17 protein-coding genes are annotated in these 18,670 nt (G+C 67.5%); 5 read left to right on the plus strand and 12 right to left on the minus strand.

What is annotated here, in order from left to right; all coding sequences use genetic code 11:
* Positions 1 to 266: 266 nt before the first annotated feature.
* Together AR540_RS03100 and AR540_RS24570 are read left to right on the plus strand one after the other, a co-directional pair.
* On the plus strand, positions 267 to 500 hold the full coding sequence (locus AR540_RS03100; protein WP_160328337.1) for a type II toxin-antitoxin system Phd/YefM family antitoxin: 234 nt from the start codon (positions 267 to 269) through the stop codon (positions 498 to 500).
* A gap of 10 nt (positions 501 to 510) precedes the next feature.
* Positions 511 to 795: a type II toxin-antitoxin system RelE family toxin gene (locus AR540_RS24570; RefSeq protein ID WP_082706894.1), complete on the plus strand. Its 285-nt coding sequence runs from the start codon at positions 511 to 513 to the stop codon at positions 793 to 795.
* Positions 796 to 889: 94 nt separating this feature from the next.
* Here AR540_RS24570 and AR540_RS03105 read toward each other — a convergent pair whose 3' ends face one another.
* The 7 genes from AR540_RS03105 to AR540_RS26330 all read right to left on the minus strand — a co-directional run bounded on the left by AR540_RS03105 (position 890) and on the right by AR540_RS26330 (position 7,888).
* Positions 890 to 1,765: a hypothetical protein gene (locus AR540_RS03105; protein WP_177339183.1), complete on the minus strand. Its 876-nt coding sequence runs from the start codon at positions 1,763 to 1,765 to the stop codon at positions 890 to 892.
* A 153-nt stretch (positions 1,766 to 1,918) separates the two neighbouring features.
* Positions 1,919 to 3,256, minus strand: a complete 1,338-nt coding sequence (locus tag AR540_RS03110; protein WP_059226385.1) for a sigma-54-dependent transcriptional regulator — start codon at positions 3,254 to 3,256, stop codon at positions 1,919 to 1,921.
* Complete coding sequence (locus tag AR540_RS03115) at positions 3,241 to 4,686, minus strand: sensor histidine kinase (RefSeq protein ID WP_059226386.1); 1,446 nt, start codon at positions 4,684 to 4,686, stop codon at positions 3,241 to 3,243. The genes AR540_RS03110 and AR540_RS03115 overlap by 16 nt, the downstream gene beginning before the upstream one ends.
* A 71-nt stretch (positions 4,687 to 4,757) precedes the next feature.
* Positions 4,758 to 5,909, minus strand: coding sequence for an L-talarate/galactarate dehydratase (locus AR540_RS03120; RefSeq protein ID WP_059226387.1), 1,152 nt, complete (start codon positions 5,907 to 5,909; stop codon positions 4,758 to 4,760).
* A 24-nt stretch (positions 5,910 to 5,933) separates the two neighbouring features.
* Positions 5,934 to 7,292, minus strand: coding sequence for an MFS transporter (locus tag AR540_RS03125; RefSeq protein ID WP_059226388.1), 1,359 nt, complete (start codon positions 7,290 to 7,292; stop codon positions 5,934 to 5,936).
* 87 nt (positions 7,293 to 7,379) lie between these two features.
* Positions 7,380 to 7,679: a substrate-binding domain-containing protein gene (locus AR540_RS25940; RefSeq protein ID WP_442963760.1), complete on the minus strand. Its 300-nt coding sequence runs from the start codon at positions 7,677 to 7,679 to the stop codon at positions 7,380 to 7,382.
* Positions 7,562 to 7,888 (minus strand): LacI family DNA-binding transcriptional regulator, encoded by a 327-nt coding sequence (locus AR540_RS26330; protein ID WP_442963761.1) that lies wholly within the window; start codon positions 7,886 to 7,888, stop codon positions 7,562 to 7,564. The genes AR540_RS25940 and AR540_RS26330 overlap by 118 nt, the downstream gene beginning before the upstream one ends.
* 215 nt (positions 7,889 to 8,103) lie before the next feature.
* Here AR540_RS26330 and AR540_RS03135 point away from each other — a divergent pair, with 215 nt between their 5' ends.
* The 3 genes from AR540_RS03135 to AR540_RS03145 all read left to right on the plus strand — a co-directional run bounded on the left by AR540_RS03135 (position 8,104) and on the right by AR540_RS03145 (position 11,676).
* Positions 8,104 to 8,706, plus strand: a complete 603-nt coding sequence (locus AR540_RS03135; RefSeq protein ID WP_059226390.1) for a LysE family translocator — start codon at positions 8,104 to 8,106, stop codon at positions 8,704 to 8,706.
* An 18-nt stretch (positions 8,707 to 8,724) separates the two neighbouring features.
* A complete protein-coding gene (locus AR540_RS03140) occupies positions 8,725 to 9,582 on the plus strand; it encodes an AraC family transcriptional regulator (RefSeq protein ID WP_059226391.1) in 858 nt (285 codons plus the stop codon).
* A gap of 120 nt (positions 9,583 to 9,702) precedes the next feature.
* Positions 9,703 to 11,676, plus strand: coding sequence for a BCCT family transporter (locus tag AR540_RS03145; RefSeq protein ID WP_059226392.1), 1,974 nt, complete (start codon positions 9,703 to 9,705; stop codon positions 11,674 to 11,676).
* A gap of 51 nt (positions 11,677 to 11,727) precedes the next feature.
* Here the strand turns inward: AR540_RS03145 and AR540_RS26335 are convergent, their stop codons facing one another.
* The 5 genes from AR540_RS26335 to AR540_RS03165 all read right to left on the minus strand — a co-directional run bounded on the left by AR540_RS26335 (position 11,728) and on the right by AR540_RS03165 (position 18,598).
* Positions 11,728 to 12,435, minus strand: coding sequence for a methyl-accepting chemotaxis protein (locus tag AR540_RS26335; RefSeq protein WP_442963762.1), 708 nt, complete (start codon positions 12,433 to 12,435; stop codon positions 11,728 to 11,730).
* Between the two features lie 203 nt (positions 12,436 to 12,638).
* Positions 12,639 to 13,727 (minus strand): cache domain-containing protein, encoded by a 1,089-nt coding sequence (locus AR540_RS26340; RefSeq protein ID WP_442963755.1) that lies wholly within the window; start codon positions 13,725 to 13,727, stop codon positions 12,639 to 12,641.
* Positions 13,728 to 13,923: 196 nt separating this feature from the next.
* Positions 13,924 to 14,673 carry a carbon-nitrogen hydrolase family protein gene (locus AR540_RS03155; RefSeq protein WP_059226393.1) on the minus strand — a complete coding sequence of 250 codons (750 nt, stop codon included), beginning with the start codon at positions 14,671 to 14,673 and terminating at the stop codon, positions 13,924 to 13,926.
* 221 nt (positions 14,674 to 14,894) lie between these two features.
* Positions 14,895 to 17,174 carry a beta-glucosidase BglX gene (gene bglX, locus AR540_RS03160; protein ID WP_059226394.1) on the minus strand — a complete coding sequence of 760 codons (2,280 nt, stop codon included), beginning with the start codon at positions 17,172 to 17,174 and terminating at the stop codon, positions 14,895 to 14,897.
* A gap of 146 nt (positions 17,175 to 17,320) precedes the next feature.
* Complete coding sequence (locus tag AR540_RS03165) at positions 17,321 to 18,598, minus strand: glucarate dehydratase family protein (protein ID WP_059226395.1); 1,278 nt, start codon at positions 18,596 to 18,598, stop codon at positions 17,321 to 17,323.
* Between the last annotated feature and the right edge of the window lie 72 nt (positions 18,599 to 18,670).

Here is an 18,670-nt window from a genome sequence, read left to right on the forward strand (position 1 = left end):
CCTCGCTAGTCTGATCGAGCAGCTACAAGCGCTTCCTCATACGCATCAGGCCACGATCAAAAAACTGTATTTTCTTACGCACAATTTTGTGTATCATTGACCTGCGCGTGCCATACCTATGACTAAGCTAAATACTTTGATCGCACCGACACGAAAACCGAACTGACTCAGACGATCACACCTACCTACTGCTAATTGATGAATTGAGGCCACAGCGCATGAGTGCACTCCTAGACCGGGCTGAACAGGCGGTGTCCGCTACAGCAATGGTTCGAGGCTTTAGCGCGAAATTGAAAGAAGTCACCAGTGGTGAGGTCACTCACCTGGTGATTTTTAAGGACAACGAGCCAGCTGCAGTGTTGGTAGGCGTAGAGGCCTACCAAGCTCTGCAGGACGAACTTGAAGACCTTCGTACTGAGCGTCTTGCCATTGAGCGCCTTTCCACCTTGGACAAACAGAAGACAGTGAGCCTTGAGGACATGGAGGCTCGCTTCGAATAGGCAAAGGCTGATGAAATGGAGCGTTCGGTTTCACCCTGATGTCGAGCAAGATCTCGTCCAGCTAGGCAAAGCTGAGGCGAAAAGGGTACTGAAAGTCATCCGGGAGCGAATCGCTGAAGGTGAACCTGAAAAAATTGGCAAGCCGCTCCGTGGTGCCCTCGCAGGACATCGCAGGATCAGGACCGGTGATGTACGCATCGTTTACAGGATCGAAGGCACGGAAATCATACTGGTCCTATGTGTAGGGGCCAGACGTGATGACGAGGTTTACGACGCTGCCAATAGAAGAGTCTGATGACATCCCCCGCTTCGGCGGGGGTTTCTTTTGTCTATAGCTCAACGACTACACACCGCTTGTCGCACTAGATGGCTGGTAGCTGGAAAAATCTTCAAAAAGAGAAGGTAATCAGTCGGGAAGCAGCGTCTCGAAAACGACCGCTATCGACTGTGGATTCAACCGGTGAACGCAACACACTAAATCCTGCGTAAGCAGGAGGGTGTTGCAGATGAAACAAAGACCTCGGATCTACTACACCGAAAGCCAGAAAGCGTTGATGTGGGATCGCTCGACCGGGACCACGCGGGGGCGGCGGGGTGTCCAGGGTCTGCAGCGAGTTGGCGTCGGCGCCGAGGGCGCTGACCCGGAAGGCACGCCCCTGGGCATTGGCCACCAGCTCGCCGCGCACGGCCACGTTCTGACCCGGCTTGAGCAGGGCCTGCAGGCGCAGGGCTTCATGGGGCGGCAGGCGCAGGGCGGTACCGTCCTGCAGCAGGGCGCCGTTCACGTCGCCACGGGGACCGTGCAGCAGCTGGACGATCTGGCCCTGGAGACTGTCGCCATCGCGTTCGGCGCCAGGTGCCGGGGGCGCTGGCGGACGGCGACCGCCCACGCGATCCGGGCCTTCATCGGTGACCGTCTTGCCGGTCTGGACATTGGTCAGGGACACCGCCTGGACCAGCGGCAGGCTGGCGGCGCGCAGGCCGGCGACGTTGACGCTGTCACCCGGTTTGAAGGTGGCGGCCAGCTGCTCGGACAGGTGCGGCGGGGTATTGACCTCGGTGCCGTCGGCCAGGATCAGGCCGTCGATATCGCCGCGGGGATTGAGCAGGAATTGCTTGAGCTGGCCCTGCTGGGTGGGAATCTGGGCGCTGGCCGCGGTGGTGGTGGCGCTGCTGCCGGCGGGTGCGGTCTGTGCCAGGACGAGGCCGCTGACGGACAGCAGGGCGAAGGTCCCGATCACGAGGGTTTGGGTCTTGGTAGGCATGGATGACTCCTGCGGTGGTTGACGATCAGGCTATTGCAGGGCCTGTGCCAGGTTTTATTTTATATATAAATCAATAGCTTGCGATTTTAGGCGGCCATTCGGGCCAGGCATTGCGTCCGGCTGGCGGACAGGCCTGTCGGCAAAGCGGACAGCCTAGGCGGGGCTGTCGTCTGCACCGACACCCAGGCCCAGCCGACTCAGCTTGGTATAGAGCAGCTGGCGATGGATGCCCAGGCGGCGGGCCGCTTCGGCGCGATTGCCGCCGCTGCGCCGCAGGGCGCGCTCGATCAGCAGGCGTTCCAGGCGCGCGGTGGCTTCGGCCAGGGTCTCCTCCGGCCAGCTGGTGTCGATGGCTAACTCATCCGGTGCCTCGCCCTGCAGGAAGGCCAGGTCGGCGGCGACGATGCGCTCGCCCTGGGCCAGGGTCGCGGCGCGCTGGATGGCGTTGCGCAATTCCCGTACGTTGCCCGGCCAGGGGTGGCGCAGCAGCAAGGCGGCGGCATCGTCCGCCAGCACCCGGCCGCTGGGGGCGAGGAAGTGTTCGGCCAGGGGCAGGATGTCGGCACGACGCTCGCGCAGGGCGGGCAGGTGGATGGGCACCACGTGCAGGCGATAGAAGAGGTCCTCGCGGAAGTCGCCGCTGGCGACGCGCTGGGCCAGGTCGCGGTGGGTGGCGGCCACCAGGCGCACGTCCAGGCGCACCGGCGCGCCACCCACCGGGGTCACCTCGCGCTCCTGCAGGGCACGCAGGATCTTGGCTTGCATCGGCAGTGGCATGTCGCCGATCTCGTCGAGAAAGAGAGTGCCGCCCTGGGCTTCGCGAAAGGCGCCGAGGCGATTGGCGGTGGCCCCGCTGAAGGCGCCGCGCACATGGCCGAAGAGTTCGCTCTCCAGCAGGTCCGGCGGGATGGCCGCGCAGTTGACCGCCACGAAGGGCGCGCCGTGTCTCTTGCCGTGCTCGTGGATGGCGCGGGCTACCAGCTCCTTGCCGGTGCCGGTCTCGCCGGTGACCAGCACCGTGGCCTCGCTGTCCACCAGGCGGCCAATGGCCTTCTGCACCTGGCGCAGGGCGTCGCTGCCGCCCACCAGGGTATGGCCCTCGACCTCCGCCGGTGGCGCACTGGCCGGGCCGCGCTGGGCGGTCATGCCGGCCAGCACCCGGATCAATTCCTCGCGGCCGATGGGTTTGGTGAGATGGTCGAAGGCGCCCAGGCGCATGGCTTCGATGGTGTTGCCGGCGCTGGCGAAGGCGGTGAGCACCGTCACCGGCGGCGGCTCGGGGAGGGCGCGGATGCGCGCCAGCACCTCCAGGCCATCCAGCCCGGGCATGCGCAGGTCGAGCAGCACGGCGGCCACCGTCTCCCGTTGCAGCAGGGCCAAGCCGGCTTCGCCCTGGTCGGCCTGGAGCACCCGGTAGCCCTGGTCCGCGGCGGTTTCCGCCAAGGCGTCGCGCAGGCCGGCGTCGTCGTCGATGATTAGCAGGGTTGGCATGGCAGCAGGATCTCGAAGCGGGTGGGGGCGGGTTGTTCGGCCAGGCGCGCCTCGCCGCCGTGGGCGCGTGCGGTCTCGCGGACCAGGGCCAGACCCAGGCCGGTGCCCTCGGGGCGACCGGTGACGAAGGGTTCGAACAGCTGGGCGCGCAGATCGGCGGGTGGGCCCTGGCCCTCGTCCTCCACCGCCAGTAACAGCCAGTCGCCGCGCCGGCTGGCGTCGAGGCGGATCTCGCTGCCCGCCGGGGCGGCCTGGAGGGCGTTGAGCAGCAGGTTGTCCAGGGCGCGGGCCAGGGCGTCGCGGTCGAAATAGCCCTGTTCGACCGCCACCTGGGCGGTCAGACGGAGGCCGCGCTGGCCGGCATGGTCTTCATGACCGGCCAGGACTTCGTGGCAGAAAGCCGGTAGTTCCACGGTGGTCGGCTGTAGCTGCGGCGGCTGGGTGAGGTCGAGCAGGCGCCGCAGCAGGACGTCCAGCCGGGTGATCTGCGTGAGGATGGCGTCCAGGGCACGCTGCTGACGGCTGCTATCGCCGGCCAGGGCGTTCTCGGCCTTGAGGCGCATGGCGGCCAGGGGATTGCGGATCTCGTGGGCGACCCCAGCGGCCACTCGGCCCAGGGCGGCCAGCCGCTCGCTGGCGTGGACCTGGGTGGTCAGCCGCTGGGCCTCGTCGCGTGCCTGGGCCAGGCGCTGGCCGGCCTGGTTGAGCGCGGCCAGCACCCGGTCGAGTTCCCGTTCGCCGGTGAGGGCCAGGGTGGGCAGGTCGTGGCTGGCATTGGCGGCGAGATCGCGCTCGACCCGCGCGACATGGCGCGACCACTGCCAGGTCAGGCGGCCGAGCAGCAGGGTGGTCGCCAGCATGGCCAGCAGTAGCAGGCCCAGGCCCAGCTTGAGTTGGCGCTGACCACTGCTCTCGGCGAAGGTCAGGCGGGTCAGAGTCCAGGCGGCGAGATCGGCGATCGGGCCGGGCAGCGGGCAGGCGGCGAGCAGGGTGGTGGTGCCGCCGCTGCTGAGGCGGTCGGTCAGGCTGCGCGCGTCGGCGAGGGTCGCCGCGATGAGACTGGACAGGCGCTGGCGCTCGGCGCTGGACAGTTCGAAGGCACTGGCTTCGGCCAGGGGGCCGGCCTGCTCCTGCCAGAGGCCGCCGGCCATGCCGCGATAGCGCAGCAGGGCGGTGGCGGCCACGCCTGTAAGGCCCTGGCGCAACGCCGGATCATTCAGCCCGGCGCTGGGGCCGGACCAGCCGTTGCTGTAGAAGCGATAGCTGCTGGCGATGGCCTGGCAGGCCTGCTCGGCTTCCACCCTGGCCTGGCCGAGCTGGGCGCTTTCCGATTGCCGCAACAGCAAGACCATCAGCCAGCCGACCCCGACGGCCATGCCGCCGAGCAACAGCAACACGGCCAGCAGGCGACTGCGCAGCGATCCGAACATGGGTTTCTCTTCCAGGCCTTGGCCTGGATAGAGTGCCACACCCGGGCGGAGTTCGAGTGCCAGAGCGGACGTCAGGCGCGGCGGCCGAATTCCGCTTCCTGCGCCGTCCAGCCGGGCACCCGCTCGCTCAGGGATAGCCCGAGCCCCGGACGGGTCGGCACCTGCATTCGCCCGTCACGGGTTTCCAGGCGTTCGTTGAACAGCGGCTCCAGCCACTCGAAGTGTTCCACCCAGGGCTCGGTGGGATAGGTGGCGGCCAGGTGAACGTGCAACTCCATGGCGAAGTGCGGTGCCAGCATCACGCCGGCCTGCTCGGCCAGGGCGGCCACCTTGAGGAAGGGGGTAATGCCACCGACCCGAGGCGCGTCGGGCATCAGGAAGTCGGCACCGCGCAGGCGGATGAATTCCTGGTGCTCGGCGATGCTGGTCAGCATCTCGCCAGTGGCGATGGGGGGGTCGAAGGCCGCGGCCAGGGCGGCGTGACCTTCGGCGTCGTAGCAGTCCAGCGGCTCCTCGATCCAGATCAGGTTGAATTCCTCGAAGCGCCGGCACATCCGCTGGGCGGTGGGTCTGTCCCATTGCTGGTTGGCGTCGACCATCAGCGGGAAGCTGTCGCCCAAGTGGCGGCGCACGCGGGCGACGCGTTCCAGGTCCAGGGCGCAGTCGGGCTGGCCGACCTTGAGCTTGATGCCGCCGATGCCTTTTTCCCGGGAGAGGTCGGTGTTCACCAGCAACTGCTCCAGCGGCGTGTGCAGGAAGCCGCCGGAGGTGTTGTAGCAGCGCACCGAGTCGCGCTGGGCGCCCAGCAGGCGCGCCAGTGAGAGGTTGGCGCGACGGGCCTTGAGGTCCCAGAGGGCCACGTCGAAGGCGCCGATGGCCTGGGTGGCGAGGCCGCTGCGCCCCACCGAGGCGCCGGCCCAGCAGAGCTTGGTCCAGAGCTTCTGGATGTCGCTGGGATTCTCGTCGAGCAGCACCGGGGCAATTTCATGGGCGTGGGCGAACTGGCCGGGGCCACCGGCGCGCTTGGAATAGCTGAAGCCCAGGCCGCGCTGGCCGTCGCGGGTCTCGATCTCGACGAAGAGGATGGCGATCTCGGTCATCGGCTTCTGCCGGCCGGTGAGCACCTTGGCGTCGCTGATGGGGGTGGCCAGCGGCAGGAACACGGATGCCAGGCGGACCCAGGCGATGCGGTCCTGGTCGGCGCTGTGGGAGGTGTCGGTCATGGCGGGAGTCTCCGGGGTGAGGGATCAGGGACGGGTGGCGGTCAGGGCGGCGTCGGCGGGGGCGGGCGGCTCGTCGTTGAGTTCGCCGAGGTCCAGGCGCTTGAGCGGGCCGACGATGACCAGGTAGGAGAAGGCGCCGAGCAGGCCCATGGCGGCGACGTAGGTGAGGGCCACGTCGAAGGAGCCGAGCTGGTTGATCATCAGGCCGATGGCCAGCGGGGTGACGATGCTGGCGAGGTTGCCGCAGAAGTTGAAGAGGGCGCCGCTCACGCCCATGGCGCGCTTGGGCGAGACGTCGCCGACGATGCACCAGCCGAGGTTGCCTACCCCCTTGGCGAAGAAGGCGATGGACATCACCAGGGTGACCAGGGCGATGGACTGGGTGTAGTTGGCCACCACGATGCTGCTGGAGAGCAGCAGGCCGACGATGATCGGTGTCTTGCGCGCGGCGGTGAGGCTGTAGCCACGGCGCAGCATGCCGTCCGAGCATAGTCCGCCGAGGACTCCGCCCAGGCAGCCGGCCACCGGTGGGATGGCGGCGATCAGGCCGACCTTGAGCATCGTCAGCCCCTTGGCCTCGACCAGGTAGGTGGGAAACCAGGTGAGAAAGAACCAGGTGATGGTGGTGAGGCAGAACTGGCCCAGGTAGATGCCGAGCATCATGCGGTTGCCGCTGATGGCCTTGAAGGTGCGCCAACTGAAGGGCGCCCGGGTGTCGCCCAGATCGGGCAGGCCACCGCCGGCCTCGATATGGTCCAGCTCGCTCTGGCTGACGCGCCTGTCGTGCCGGGGCTCCTGTACGGTGGCGAACCACAGCAGGCCGATGAGGAGGCCGGCGCCGCCGGTCCAGAAGAACACGTGCTCCCAGCCGAACTGGCTGAGCAGGATCACCATCAGCGGGGTGAACACCGCCAGGGCGAAGTACTGCGCCGACTGGAAGATGGCGGTGGCCAGGCCGCGTTCCTGGCGCGGGAACCACATCACCGTGAGGCGGTTGTTGGCCGGAAAGGCGGGCGACTCGGCCACGCCCATCAGAAAGCGCAGCACGAACAGCGCCAGCAGCGCCGAGGAGAAGAATTCGACGTAGCCCTGCAGGAAGGTCAGCGCCGACCAGAGGATCAGGCTGGCGCCCAGCACCAACCGCGAGCCGAAGCGATCGAGCACGATGCCGCCGGGAATCTGCATGGCGGTATAGGCCCAGCCGAAGGCCGAGAAGGCCAGGCCCATGGCCACGGCGTCGAAGCCGAGGTCGTGGCGCATGGCCGGTGCGGCGATGGACAGGGTGGCGCGGTCGACGTAGTTGAACACCGTGACCAGGAAGATCATCGCCAGGACGAGATAGCGGACGTGGGTACGCCGTGACGGGGCGGTGGGATTGCGCATTGTTATTGTCCTTTTCTGCGGGCAAGACCGGCGGCGAGGCCGGCACCTGCAGGAGGACGCTAAGCTGATTACGCAATCATTCAAGCGTCAGCGCGTGCTCTCGCGCATGACCAGCTCGAAGCCGGTATCCCTTCGCAGCTGGGTTTCCGCGCCTGCCAGCCGGGCGAGCAGGGCCTCCGCGGCCTGGGCGCCCATCGCGGCGCCGCGCACGTCCACGGTGCTCAGCGCCGGGATCAGATGGGCGGCGCTGGCCAGGTTGCCGAAGCCCATCACGGCCAGTTCCCCCGGTACCCGCAGGCCGCGGGCATGGGCTTCGGCAAGCACCCCATGGGCGAGGGTGTCGGAGCTGCAGACCACCACCTCGGGGCGGACGCCGGCGTCGAGCAGGCGGGCCAGGCCCTGGCGACCCAGTGCCGGGGTGGCCGGTGGCGGCAGGCTGACATCTGGGGCGCGGCGCCGGTGGTGAGCATGGCCGGTTGGTAGCCGCTCTCGCGCACCGCGCGAAAGACCTTTTCGCGCAGCGCCGGCCGAACGATCTCCGGCTGGTTGAGGGTACGCGAGACGGTGATCGGCGAGACCCCGGCCAGGCGAGCCACGTCCTTCAGGGTCGGCGGCTTGCCGTCCGGTCGGCCACGCCAGGGCGGGGCACTGCGAGCATCGCTGGACAAGGACGGTCTCCACGGCAGGGGCTGAAGCGCGATTCTGCCGAGTCATACGATGACTCTCAAGGCAGTGGAGCCACGAACGTACAAGCCAGGGCCGGGGCCCTTGGCTAGCCTGGGCACTCCTTTCGACTGCTGGCAGGTGCCCTGTGGAAATCTTTCTCTATGCCTTGAGCGTCATGTACAGCCCTGGCCCGGTCAACGCCCTGGGCCTCGATGCCGGCCTGCGCGGCCAGGCTCGGCGGGCCCTGGGTTTCTATGCCGGGGTAGGCTGCGCCATGCTGCTGATGTTCCTGGCGCTCGGCTATGCCGGCGCGGCGCTGATCTCCGGGGCGCTGCTGCCCTGGCTTGCGCTGCTCGGTGGCGGCTACAGTCTCTACCTGGGGTATCGCATCGCCCAGGCCCCACCCCCGGCCGCGGAAGGGCGGGGCGAATCGGTGGAGCGCCTGACCTTCACCCGTGGCCTGCTGATCCAGGGGCTCAATCCCAAGGGCTGGCTGGCGGTGCTGCCCATCGCCACGGTGATGTTCCCGGCGGCCCAGATAACCGGGATGAAGATCGCCCTCTGCTCGGTGCCGCTGGCCGCGGCGGCCTGTGGTGCGCCGGCCGGTTATGCCCTGCTCGGCGCCGGACTGGGACGCTACCTGGTGCGGGGGCGCGGGCTGCGCTGGGTGAATCGGCTGCTGGGGCTGAGCCTGGTCGGCTGCGCCCTGTTGTTGTTCCACGATGCCTGGCGCGGTCTGCTAGACTGAGGCCGACAGGGAGATGCCATGGGTACCAAGACCGAGCTGCCCCATGCCACGGACTGGGTGCGCCACGCCCCGGCGTTCGCCGAGCTGGAATCCATCGAGGCCTTCTTCAGCGGTCACGCCTTCGACCCGCATCGCCACGCCACCTATGCCATCGGCCGCACCCTGGCCGGGGTACAGAGCTTTTCCTATCGTGGTGCCCAGACCCACAGCCTGCCGGGCGAGACCATGGTCTTCCACCCGGATGAGGTCCATGACGGCCGCGCCGGCGCCGCCTGCGGCTTTCGCTACCGCATGCTCTATGTGCCACCGGCGCTGGTGCAAGACGTCCTCGGCGGGCGGCCCTTGCCCTTCCATCGCGAGGGTGTCTCCCTGGACCCACGCCTGGCCCGGGCTACCGACGCGGTATTCGCCGTCCTGGATGAACGCCCCGATGCCCTGGGGCGCGACGCGGCGCTGTTCGACCTGGTGAGCACCCTGGCCGAGGTGTGCCAGGCCTGGCCGAGCCGAGGGCGGGTGGACTTCGCTGCTGCCCTGCAGGCCCGCGAATACCTGGAGGACCACCTCGACCAGCCCGTCACCCTCGACGACCTGGCTCGCTGTGCCGGACGCGATCGCTGGAGCCTGAGTCGCGACTTCCGCGCCTACTTCGGCACCAGTCCGCACCGCTACCTGACCCTGCGCCGGCTCGACCGGGTCCGGCTGCAGGTGCGCCTGGGTATGGACTTGGCCCAGGCGGCAGTGGCGGCGGGCTTCTATGACCAGAGTCATATGACCAGACATTTCCGCCAGGCCTTCGGCATCGCCCCGGCGCGCTGGTTGCGTGGCTTGGCCGCAGCCCCCGGCTTCTCTGGCGCGAAGGCGCCGCTCCGGGATTAGCACCAGCTGCTCGGGCGGTTGGTGCGGAACGACGGGCACCGTTCAATCGGCGTCGCCAGCGAAACGATCACGGCCGAGAGCAGTCCACCTGTGCGCACTTAACGAACAGGAGCCCTTTTCATGACCGGCCAGGGAGAATCCGCCGCCCGTCCCACCTTCAGTCCCCCCGTGTTCTGGACCTCGACCCTGCTGCTCTTGGCGCTGGTGCTCTACGCCAGCCTGTTCCAGGCCAACGCCCAGTGGTTGTTCGCCGCCATCCAGGGCTGGATCATCACCAACCTCAGCTGGTTCTACATCCTCGCCGTGGCCATCATCCTCGGCACCGTGGTCTTCCTCGGCATCAGCCGCTACGGCGACATCAAGCTGGGCCCGGACCACAGCGAGCCGGACTACGCCAACACCACCTGGTTCGCCATGCTGTTTTCCGCCGGCATGGGCATCGGCCTGATGTTCTTCGGCGTCGCCGAGCCGGTGATGCACTTCCTCAATCCGCCCTATGCCGACGGCCAGACGGTGGACGCCGCGCGCGAGGCCATGCGCATCACCTTTTTCCACTGGGGGCTGCACGCCTGGGCCATCTACGCCATCGTCGCGCTGATCCTGGCCTATTTCAGCTATCGACATGGCCTGCCACTGACCCTGAGATCGGCGCTCTATCCATTGATCGGGGAACGCATCCATGGCCCCATCGGCCATGCGGTGGACATCTTCGCCATCATCGGTACCGTGCTGGGGGTCGCGACATCCCTTGGCTTTGGCGTGGCCCAGATCAATACCGGACTCAATGCGCTGTTCGGTGTGCCCATCTCGGTGCCGGTGCAGATCAGCCTGATCATCGTGACCACCGCCTTGGCTACCCTATCGGTGGCGACCGGTCTGGACAAGGGCGTCCGCCGTCTATCCGAGCTGAACCTGGGGTTGGCGCTGTTGCTGATGGTCTCGGTGATCGTGCTCGGCCCGACCGTGCTGATCCTGCAGACCTTCGTGCAGAACACCGGCGGTTACCTGAGCGAGATCGTCAGCCGCACCCTCAACCTCAATGCCTACCAACCCACCGACTGGATCGGCGGCTGGACGCTGTTCTACTGGGGCTGGTGGCTGGCCTGGTCGCCCTTCGTCGGGCTGTTCATCGCGCGCATCTCCCGCGGGCGGACCATCCGCGAATTCGTCTCCGGCGTACTGCTGGTGCCGGCCGGGTTCACCCTGCTGTGGATGACGGTGTTCGGCAACACGGCGATCCACATGATCCTCACCGATGGCCTTACCGATCTCGCCGCCGCGGTAAACAAGGACAGCTCCCTGGCGCTGTTCGCCTTCCTGGAACACTTCCCGTTGCACAGCGTGATCTCCATGGTGGCCATCGTCATGGTGGTGGTGTTCTTTGTCACCTCCGCCGACTCGGGCGCCATGGTCGTGGACATGCTGGCCTCGGGCGGCCAGGACCAGACGCCGGTCTGGCAGCGGGTGTTCTGGGCATCCAGCATGGGTCTGGTGGCCATCGCATTGCTCTTGGCCGGTGGCCTCAAGGCGCTACAGACCGCCACCATCGCCAGCGCCCTGCCGTTCACCATCGCCCTGTTGTTCAGCATGCACGGCCTGCTCAAGGCCTTGAAGCTGGATGCCACCAAGCGCGGTCTTCGTCATCAGGCGCTGAGCATCTCGCCACCGACCATGAGATCGCCCGGTGGCTGGCAGCGTCGGCTGCGCGGTCTGGCCATGTTCCCGCGACGCAGCCACGTGGTGCGCTTCATCGGCGAGGTGGCCAAGCCGGCGTGCCTGGCGGTGGCCGAGGAATGGCGCAAGCAGGGTTACGAGTGCGGCGTGGAAGACCGTGACGATGGCGGGGTGCGGCTGTACGTCGGGCCAGCCGAGCAGCCGGAGTTCGTCTACGAGGTACGCCCCCACGCCTACGCCATGCCCAGTTTCGTCATGGGCAGCGAACCGGGGGAAGAGCGCAAGTACTTCCGCGCCCAGGTGCACCTGCGCGAGGGCGGTCAGGACCATGACGTCATGGGCTGGTCGCGGGAGGACGTCATCGGCGACATCCTCGACCAGTACGAGCGCCATATGCACTTCCTGCATCTGGTGGGCTGAAATAGGAAAGCCGGGCGCAACGCCCGGCTTTCTCGTGTTGCGGAGGGTGGGTTACTTCACCCGGAAGCGGCGTACCACGGCGATCAGCTGTTCGTTGGAGGACTGCACCGCCGCGGTACTCTCCGCGGTACGCTGGCCGCTGGTGACCAGGTCGTCGACGATATGGCGCACGGCGACCATGTTCTGGTTGATCTCGCCGGCCACCGCGCTCTGCTCCTCGGCGGCCGCGGCGATCTGGGTCGAGAGATCGCTGATGCGCACCACCGAACCGGTCATCTCGTCCAGGCCGCTGGTGACCTCACGGGTCCGCTCGGCGGTGCTCTGGCAGCTGGCCTTGGTCACTTCCATGGCTGCTACGGCGGAACTCACCCCTTGCTGCAGCCGGTTGAGCATCTCGTTGATCTCGGCAGTGCTCTGCTGGGTACGACCGGCCAGGGCGCGGACCTCGTCGGCCACCACCGCGAAGCCACGGCCCTGCTCGCCGGCGCGCGCCGCCTCGATGGCCGCGTTGAGCGCCAGCAGGTTGGTCTGACCGGCGATTTCGCCGATCACGCCGAGTACGTCATTGATGCGTTGGGCATCGGTTTGCATGGCCTGCACCTTGAGGGTGGCATCTTCCACCTGCTCGACCAGGGCCAGCACGCTGGTGGACGCCTGCTGCACCACGGCGCGGGAACGCTCGGCTTGACCGGTGGCGGACTGGGTAAGGGCGGCGGTATCGCCGGCGCTACGCGCCACGGAATCGGAGGTGGCGCTCATCTCGGTGATGGCGGTCACCGCCTGGTCGGTCTCGCTGGCATGGCGCGCGAGGATGGCCCCGTTCTGCTGGGCCTGGCCATGGAGCTGCTTGAGGCCGGTATCGATGCGATCGGTGGCGTCGCCGACCTCACCGATCAGCCGCTGCAGGTAGGCGATGAAGCCATTCACCGCACTGGCCACCGCATCCACTTCGTCCTTGCCGTTCACCGGCACGCGGGGGTCAGGTCGGCGTCGCCGGCGGACAGCGATTCGATGTTGCGCTGCAATACGCCCAGGCGGCCCATCAGCTTGCCCAGGGCCAGCACCATGATCGCCACCAGCAGCAGGACCAGAGGCAGCTGGATGGCCGCCAGGGTCTTGAGGATGCTGGTGTTGGTGGCGCCCAGCAGGGCGGTCGGCAGCGCCGTGGCCAACAGCCAGGGCGTACCGGCCAGGGGTTGCAGGAAGAAGGTGTGCGGGGTGCCATGCTCGTCGATGTAGGCGTCCCGGACCAGGGCATCGCCGCGCAGCTTGCCGAGATTCTGCTGGATGGCGGCGACGAAGGGCGAACGGGCGGCGTAGGCCGAGACGTTGTTCAGGACCTGCGAATCGCCCAGCTCGGTGAGGTTGCTGAGGATCTTGCCATCGGCCTCGACGATCATCATGTCGGTGTCGTCGAGCTCCTTGCGCAGCCCATCCACCAGCGGGTTGAAGAAGCCCAGGGTGAGGTCGATGGTGGACACGCCGTAGGCCTTGCCATCGCGCTGGATGGCCATGGCGCAGTTGGTGCGCGGCTGGGCGCTGGCGGCGTCCTTGTAGGCGGCGGCCCAGACGCACTGGCCGGCGGTGGCCTTGAGACCGGCCTGGAACCAGGGCTGTTCCCAGTAGTTGAGCGACTCGGCCGAGTTCCAATGGGTATTGACGATCAGCTTGCCGCTGGCATCGCGGTGGTAGAAGGTGCTGAACTTGTCGCGGCCCTGCTCGCGCTGATTGGGCAGCGGCCAGATGCCGCCGCCGAACACCTTGGCGTCGCCGTACTGGTTCACCAGGCCGGGCAGGACCTTGTCGATGGTGGCGCTGTCCAGCAGCGGGACCGTCTCGGTGATGGCACGCTGCTGGGCCTGGATCTGGTTGAGTTCGCGATAGATGCGCGTCCCTATCTCATTGACCCGCGTCAGCACGGCGGACTCGCCCGCGGCGATCAGGTCCGGGGTGACCCAGAGGCGGATGCCGACGATGGTGGCGAGCACGGTCGCGCCGATGAAGCCGAGGAAGATCAGGGTGTAACGCGTCCGGATGGTGGCCAGGGCCATGGTGTCGCTCCTTCAGATACAGCGTCGTCCACGCTGCGAGAAGCATCCTTTACGATGGTCTGAAACGAGGATGTTAGAGGCTTATCGGCTTAAAAAGAGTGACCTTTAGCCGCAGGCGCGACGGGATATCCTTGGCCCAAAGCGGTCGCGCCGTGACCCGGCGGGCAGGTCGCGTACCGCTCGGTGCAGGTGGGATTCAGCGGGCCAGGGCGCGCTGCTCGCTGTGCCAATCCGCCCCCTCCAGACGAACAATCAGCAGCAGATCACCGGCATCCGGCGCCGCCACCAGGCACTGGCCGTCAGCCAGCCAGAAGGCGCTGCGCCCCACGCAGGCGTAGCCACCGGTCGGGGCATGATGATTGGCCAGAAGTACCGGCAACCCCAGCTCGCGGGCGTGCGCCGCCAGGCGGGCGCTGTCGGCCGGATAGCCCGTCGGCCCGATCACCGCCGAGACCAGGTAGACGTCGGCGCCCTGGGCCCTGGCTGCCTCGGCGTGGGCGCGGTGATTGCTGTCGGCGCAGATGGCCAGGGCGCAGCTCACGCCGTTCACCGGCAACGGGCTGCCGCCGGTGCCGGCCGAGAAGGGCGGCGCCTCGCCCGGATGCAGATACTGCTTGGTGTGTACCTGGCAGCCGCCATCGGCGCCCAGGATCAAGGCGCCGATATGCAGGCCGGCGGGGCTGCGCACGGGGGCGCCGACGATGGCCGTGAGCCCCGCCGCGCGGCAGGCGTCGCGCAGGGGTTGCAGGCGGGCGTCGGCCGGGTCCAGCGTCAGCGCCTCGGCCAGGCTGGGTTCGTAGCCGGTCAGCGACAGCTCGGGAAACAGCAGCAGATCCACCCCGGCCGCCGCTGCCGCGGCGATGAAGCCCAGGTGGATGCGCAGGTTGGCGGCGAGGTCCCCGGCGACCGAGGCGGATTGGGCAGCGGCGAGGGTCAGGGTCGGCATCTTGGATCCTTGAGTGGGGTCTCCCTCACCCCGGCCCTCTCCGATGAGGAGAGGAGGCGTCAGGTGGGCCCGTAGCATGGAAAACCGCGCAGCGTTTTCCATCTGAGGCACTGGGGTTCGGATGGAGGAGATGAGTCTAAGGGGACAAGGTAGCGGTGTTTGCCCATCCCTCACCCCGGCCCTCTCCCTGAGGGAGAGGGGGAAAAGCGCTGGGCCTGCCGCTACAACAGCGTGAAGCTTCCCTCACGCACCCGCTCCGAATCCAGACCGACCATCACCTTGAATTCGCCCGGCTCCGAGACCAGCTTGAGGTCGTTGTTGTAGAAGCGCAGGTCCGTCTCGGTGATGGGGAATTCCAGCTCGCGGCTCTCGCCGGGTTGCAGCATCACCTTCTGGAAGCCCTTGAGTTCCTTGACCGGACGCGCCAGGGAGGCGGTCACGTCGTGCAGATAGAGCTGCACGACGGTGGCGCCGGCGCGGTCGCCGGTGTTCTGCACCTTGACCTTGGCGGTGAGGGTGTCGCCCTTCTTCAGGGTGGCACTGGACAGTTGCGGCGCCGAGACGTCGAAGGTGGTGTAGCTCAGGCCGTAGCCGAAGGGGTAGAGCGGGCCGTTGACGATGTCGAAGTAGCGCGAGGTGTACTTGTTCGGCTTGGCCGCGTCGAAGGGCCGGCCGCTGCTCAGGTGGTTGTAGTACAGCGGCACCTGGCCCACTTCGCGGGGGAAGGTCATGGTCAGCTTGCCCGAGGGATTGTGGTCGCCGAACAGGACATCGGCCACGGCGTTGCCGCCCTCGGTGCCGGGGAACCAGGCTTCCAGCAGGGCGTCGGCCTGCTCCTGTTCCCACTCCAGGGCTAGCGGGCGGCCGTTCATCAAGACCAGCACCAGCGGCTTGCCGGTGGCCTTGAGCGCCTTGATCAGCTCGCGCTGGGTGTCGGGCACGCTGATGCGCGCGCGACTGGAAGCCTCGTGAGCCATGCCCTGGGACTCGCCGACCACGGCCACCACCACGTCGGCCTGGCGCGCGGCGGCCACCGCCTCGGCGATCATCTCGCCGGCGCTGCGAGTGTCCACGGCGACCGCGGGCTCGTAGGAGTTGAGGTAGGCCAGCACGTCGCGGTCGGCCAGCAGGTTGGCGCCCTTGGCATAGAGCACCCTGCCCTGGCCGGCCACGGCGTTCTCCAGGCCGCGGCGGATGGAAACGGCCTGGGCGGCCACGCCGGCGGCGGACCAGTTGCCCATGACGTCGCGCTGGCTGTCGGCCAACGGACCGACCACCGCCAGGGTGGCGCCCTTGCGCAGCGGTAGCACGGCCTTCTCGTTCTTCAGCAGCACCAGGCTCTCGCGGGCCACCTGGCGCGCCTCGGCGCGGTGCAGCCGCGATTCGGCGTTGGTGTCGACCGGGTCCTGGCCCTGCAGCCGGCGATAGGGATCGTCGAACAGGCCCAGGCGGTACTTGGTCAGCAACATGTCGCGCACGGCCTGGTCGACCTCGGCCTGGGTCACCTTGCCGGCGGCCAGCAGCGCGGGCAGCTGCTTGCCGTAGACGTCGTCGTGCATGTTCAGCTCGACGCCGGCCTTGAGCGCCTGCTCGGCGGCGTCGCGGGTGTCCTTGGCCACGCCGTGCAGCACCAGTTCGTTGATGGCGCCGTGGTCGCTGATCAGCAGGCCCTTGTAGTTCCAGTCCTTGCGCAGCAGGTCCTGCAGCAGCCAGCGGTTGGCCGTGGCCGGGACACCGTTGATGCTGTTCAGCGCCACCATCACCGCCCCGGCACCGGCCTCGGCGGCGGCGCGATAGGGTGGCAGGTAGTCCTGCATGAGGCGCTGCGGACTCATGTCGACGTTGCTGTAGTCGCGCCCGGCTTCCACGGCGCCGTAGCCGCCGAAGTGCTTGATGCTGGCCATGAGGCTGTCGGGGGCGCGCAGGTCGTTGCCTTGATAGGCGTGCACCAGGGTGGCGCCGATGCGCGAGGTCAGCCAGGTGTCCTCGCCGAAGGTCTCCGAGGCACGGCCCCAACGCGGTTCGCGGGTCACGTCGACGGTGGGGGAAAAGGTCAGGTCGAGGCCGTCGGCGGCCGCCTCGATGGCCGAGATACGCGCGCTGGTGGCGATGGCGTCGAGATTCCAGGTGCTGGCCAGGCCCAGGTTGATGGGGAAGATGGTGCGCATGCCGTGGATGACGTCATAGGCGTAGAACAGCGGGATCTTCAGCCGGCTGTGGGCGACCTGGTCCTGCATCTGGCGGATGTCGGGACGGGTCACGGTGTTGAACATGGCGCCCACCTTGCCGGCGCGGATGTCCGCCATGATGGCTTCCTTGGGGTAGTCCGGGCCCACGCTCACCAGGTTGAGCTGGCCGATCTTCTCTTCCAGGGTCATCTTCGCCAGCAGGGCGTCGACGTAAACACGCGCCGGATCGGCGTCCTGCGCCGCGGCGAAGGTGACGGTGGCGGCCAGTCCCAGGCCGAGCATGAGTGCGGTGAGGCGCGGTGCGTTCGACATCTTCCCCAAATTCCCTGTACGTCTTTTCTCGTTGTTCTGGCACTGCTGTGCGTCGCCGATTGTACAGGGCGAAGGGTGGGGCACCAGAGCCGTCGACGGCCGGCGCGGGGCCGGTCGTCAGGGACCGGGCGGGTAGCGAAGTCGCTCTAGAAGCGTGGCTTGCGAGTCTCCCAGTCCGGCTGGTACTTGCGCATCTGGCGCACGTCGTCGCGGCTGCGGATGTCGATGGAGAGGAACTGCTCGTGCAGCTTGGCGAGCTGGTCCTGATCCAGCTCCACGCCCAGGCCGGGGGCGTCGCTGATCGCCACGCAGCCATTCCTGATCGGCAGCTTGCCGCCCTGGATGACTTCCTCGTCCGCTTCCTGCCAGGGGTAGTGGGTGTCGCAGGCGTAGGCGAGGTTGGGTACCGCGGCCGCTACATGGGTCATGGCCATGAGGCTGATGCCCAGGTGCGAGTTGGAATGCATGGACACGCCCAGGCCGAAGGTGTCGCACAGCCGGGCGAGGATCTGGGTGTCCCTCAGGCCGCCCCAGTAATGATGGTCGGCCAGCACGATCTGCACGCTGTTCTGGGCCACGCTGCGGCGGAATTCGTCGAAGTCGGTGACCACCATGTTGGTGGCCAGGGGAATGCCGGTGCGCCGGTGCAGTTCGGCCATGCCGTCCAGGCCCGGGGTCGGGTCCTCGTAGTACTGCAGGTCGTCCTTGAGTACCTCGGCGATGCGCAGTGAGGTCTCCAGCGACCAATTGCCGTTCGGATCGATGCGCAGCGGCGTCTCCGGGAAGGCCTGGCGCAGCGCCTTGATGCAGGCCGCCTCGTGGTCCGGGCCGAGCAGGGTACCGGCCTTGAGCTTGATGCTCTGGAAGCCGTTCTCCTCGATCATCCGCGCCGCCTGGGCCACCACCTGCGCGGGGCTGATGGCTTCGCCCCAGCGATCGGGCGGGTAGGGCGCATCGATGTGCTCGGCGTACTTGAGGAACAGGTAGGCGCTGAAGGGCACCTCGCGGCGGACCGCGCCGCCGAGCAGCTCCACCAGGGGAATGCCCAGGGAGCGCGCCTGCAGGTCGAGAAAGGCTACCTCGAAGGCGGAATAGGCATTGGCCACCTGCTTGCTCGGATGGGAGCCGGGCGCCAGCTCGGCGCCGGCCACCACGCCACCGGCGAGCCCCGCGACGGTGTCCACCACCCGGGCGCGCAGGCCATTGAGGTCCCAGGCGGAAAGGCCGACCAGGCTGCTTTCCATGGCCTTCAGCACCGCCAGCACCGGGGCGTCGCCGTAGCTTTCGCCGAGGCCGACGTAGCCATTGTCGCCTTCCACCTCGATGATGGATCTCAGCGCATAGGGTTCGTGGATACCGCTGGCATTGAGCAGCGGGGCATCGCGAAAGGCGATGGGGGTGACGGTGATGCGTTTGATCTTCACGCGCAGACTCCTGGACTTATAGTTGTGTTGGTCTTTGTCAGTCATCGTATGACTAGTGATGTCGATCTTCAA

Origin of the sequence: Pseudomonas sp. EpS/L25 (genome assembly GCF_001512295.1) — a bacterium.
Lineage (GTDB): Bacteria > Pseudomonadota > Gammaproteobacteria > Pseudomonadales > Pseudomonadaceae > Chryseomonas.

What these genes read in the sequence shown, in the direction of transcription:
- AR540_RS03140 (WP_059226391.1), top strand. Translation starts at nt 8,725, where the DNA reads ATGGGTACCAAGACCGAGCTGCCCCATGCCACGGACTGGGTGCGCCAC.
- AR540_RS03100 (WP_160328337.1), top strand. Translation starts at nt 267, where the DNA reads ATGGTTCGAGGCTTTAGCGCGAAATTGAAAGAAGTCACCAGTGGTGAG.
- AR540_RS24570 (WP_082706894.1), top strand. Translation starts at nt 511, where the DNA reads ATGAAATGGAGCGTTCGGTTTCACCCTGATGTCGAGCAAGATCTCGTC.
- AR540_RS03145 (WP_059226392.1), top strand. Translation starts at nt 9,703, where the DNA reads ATGACCGGCCAGGGAGAATCCGCCGCCCGTCCCACCTTCAGTCCCCCC.
- bglX (WP_059226394.1), bottom strand. Translation starts at nt 17,174, where the DNA reads ATGTCGAACGCACCGCGCCTCACCGCACTCATGCTCGGCCTGGGACTG.
- AR540_RS03125 (WP_059226388.1), bottom strand. Translation starts at nt 7,292, where the DNA reads ATGCGCAATCCCACCGCCCCGTCACGGCGTACCCACGTCCGCTATCTC.
- AR540_RS26340 (WP_442963755.1), bottom strand. Translation starts at nt 13,727, where the DNA reads ATGGCCCTGGCCACCATCCGGACGCGTTACACCCTGATCTTCCTCGGC.
- AR540_RS03110 (WP_059226385.1), bottom strand. Translation starts at nt 3,256, where the DNA reads ATGCCAACCCTGCTAATCATCGACGACGACGCCGGCCTGCGCGACGCC.
- AR540_RS03120 (WP_059226387.1), bottom strand. Translation starts at nt 5,909, where the DNA reads ATGACCGACACCTCCCACAGCGCCGACCAGGACCGCATCGCCTGGGTC.
- AR540_RS03155 (WP_059226393.1), bottom strand. Translation starts at nt 14,673, where the DNA reads ATGCCGACCCTGACCCTCGCCGCTGCCCAATCCGCCTCGGTCGCCGGG.
- AR540_RS03105 (WP_177339183.1), bottom strand. Translation starts at nt 1,765, where the DNA reads ATGCCTACCAAGACCCAAACCCTCGTGATCGGGACCTTCGCCCTGCTG.
- AR540_RS26335 (WP_442963762.1), bottom strand. Translation starts at nt 12,435, where the DNA reads ATGAGCGCCACCTCCGATTCCGTGGCGCGTAGCGCCGGCGATACCGCC.
- AR540_RS03115 (WP_059226386.1), bottom strand. Translation starts at nt 4,686, where the DNA reads ATGTTCGGATCGCTGCGCAGTCGCCTGCTGGCCGTGTTGCTGTTGCTC.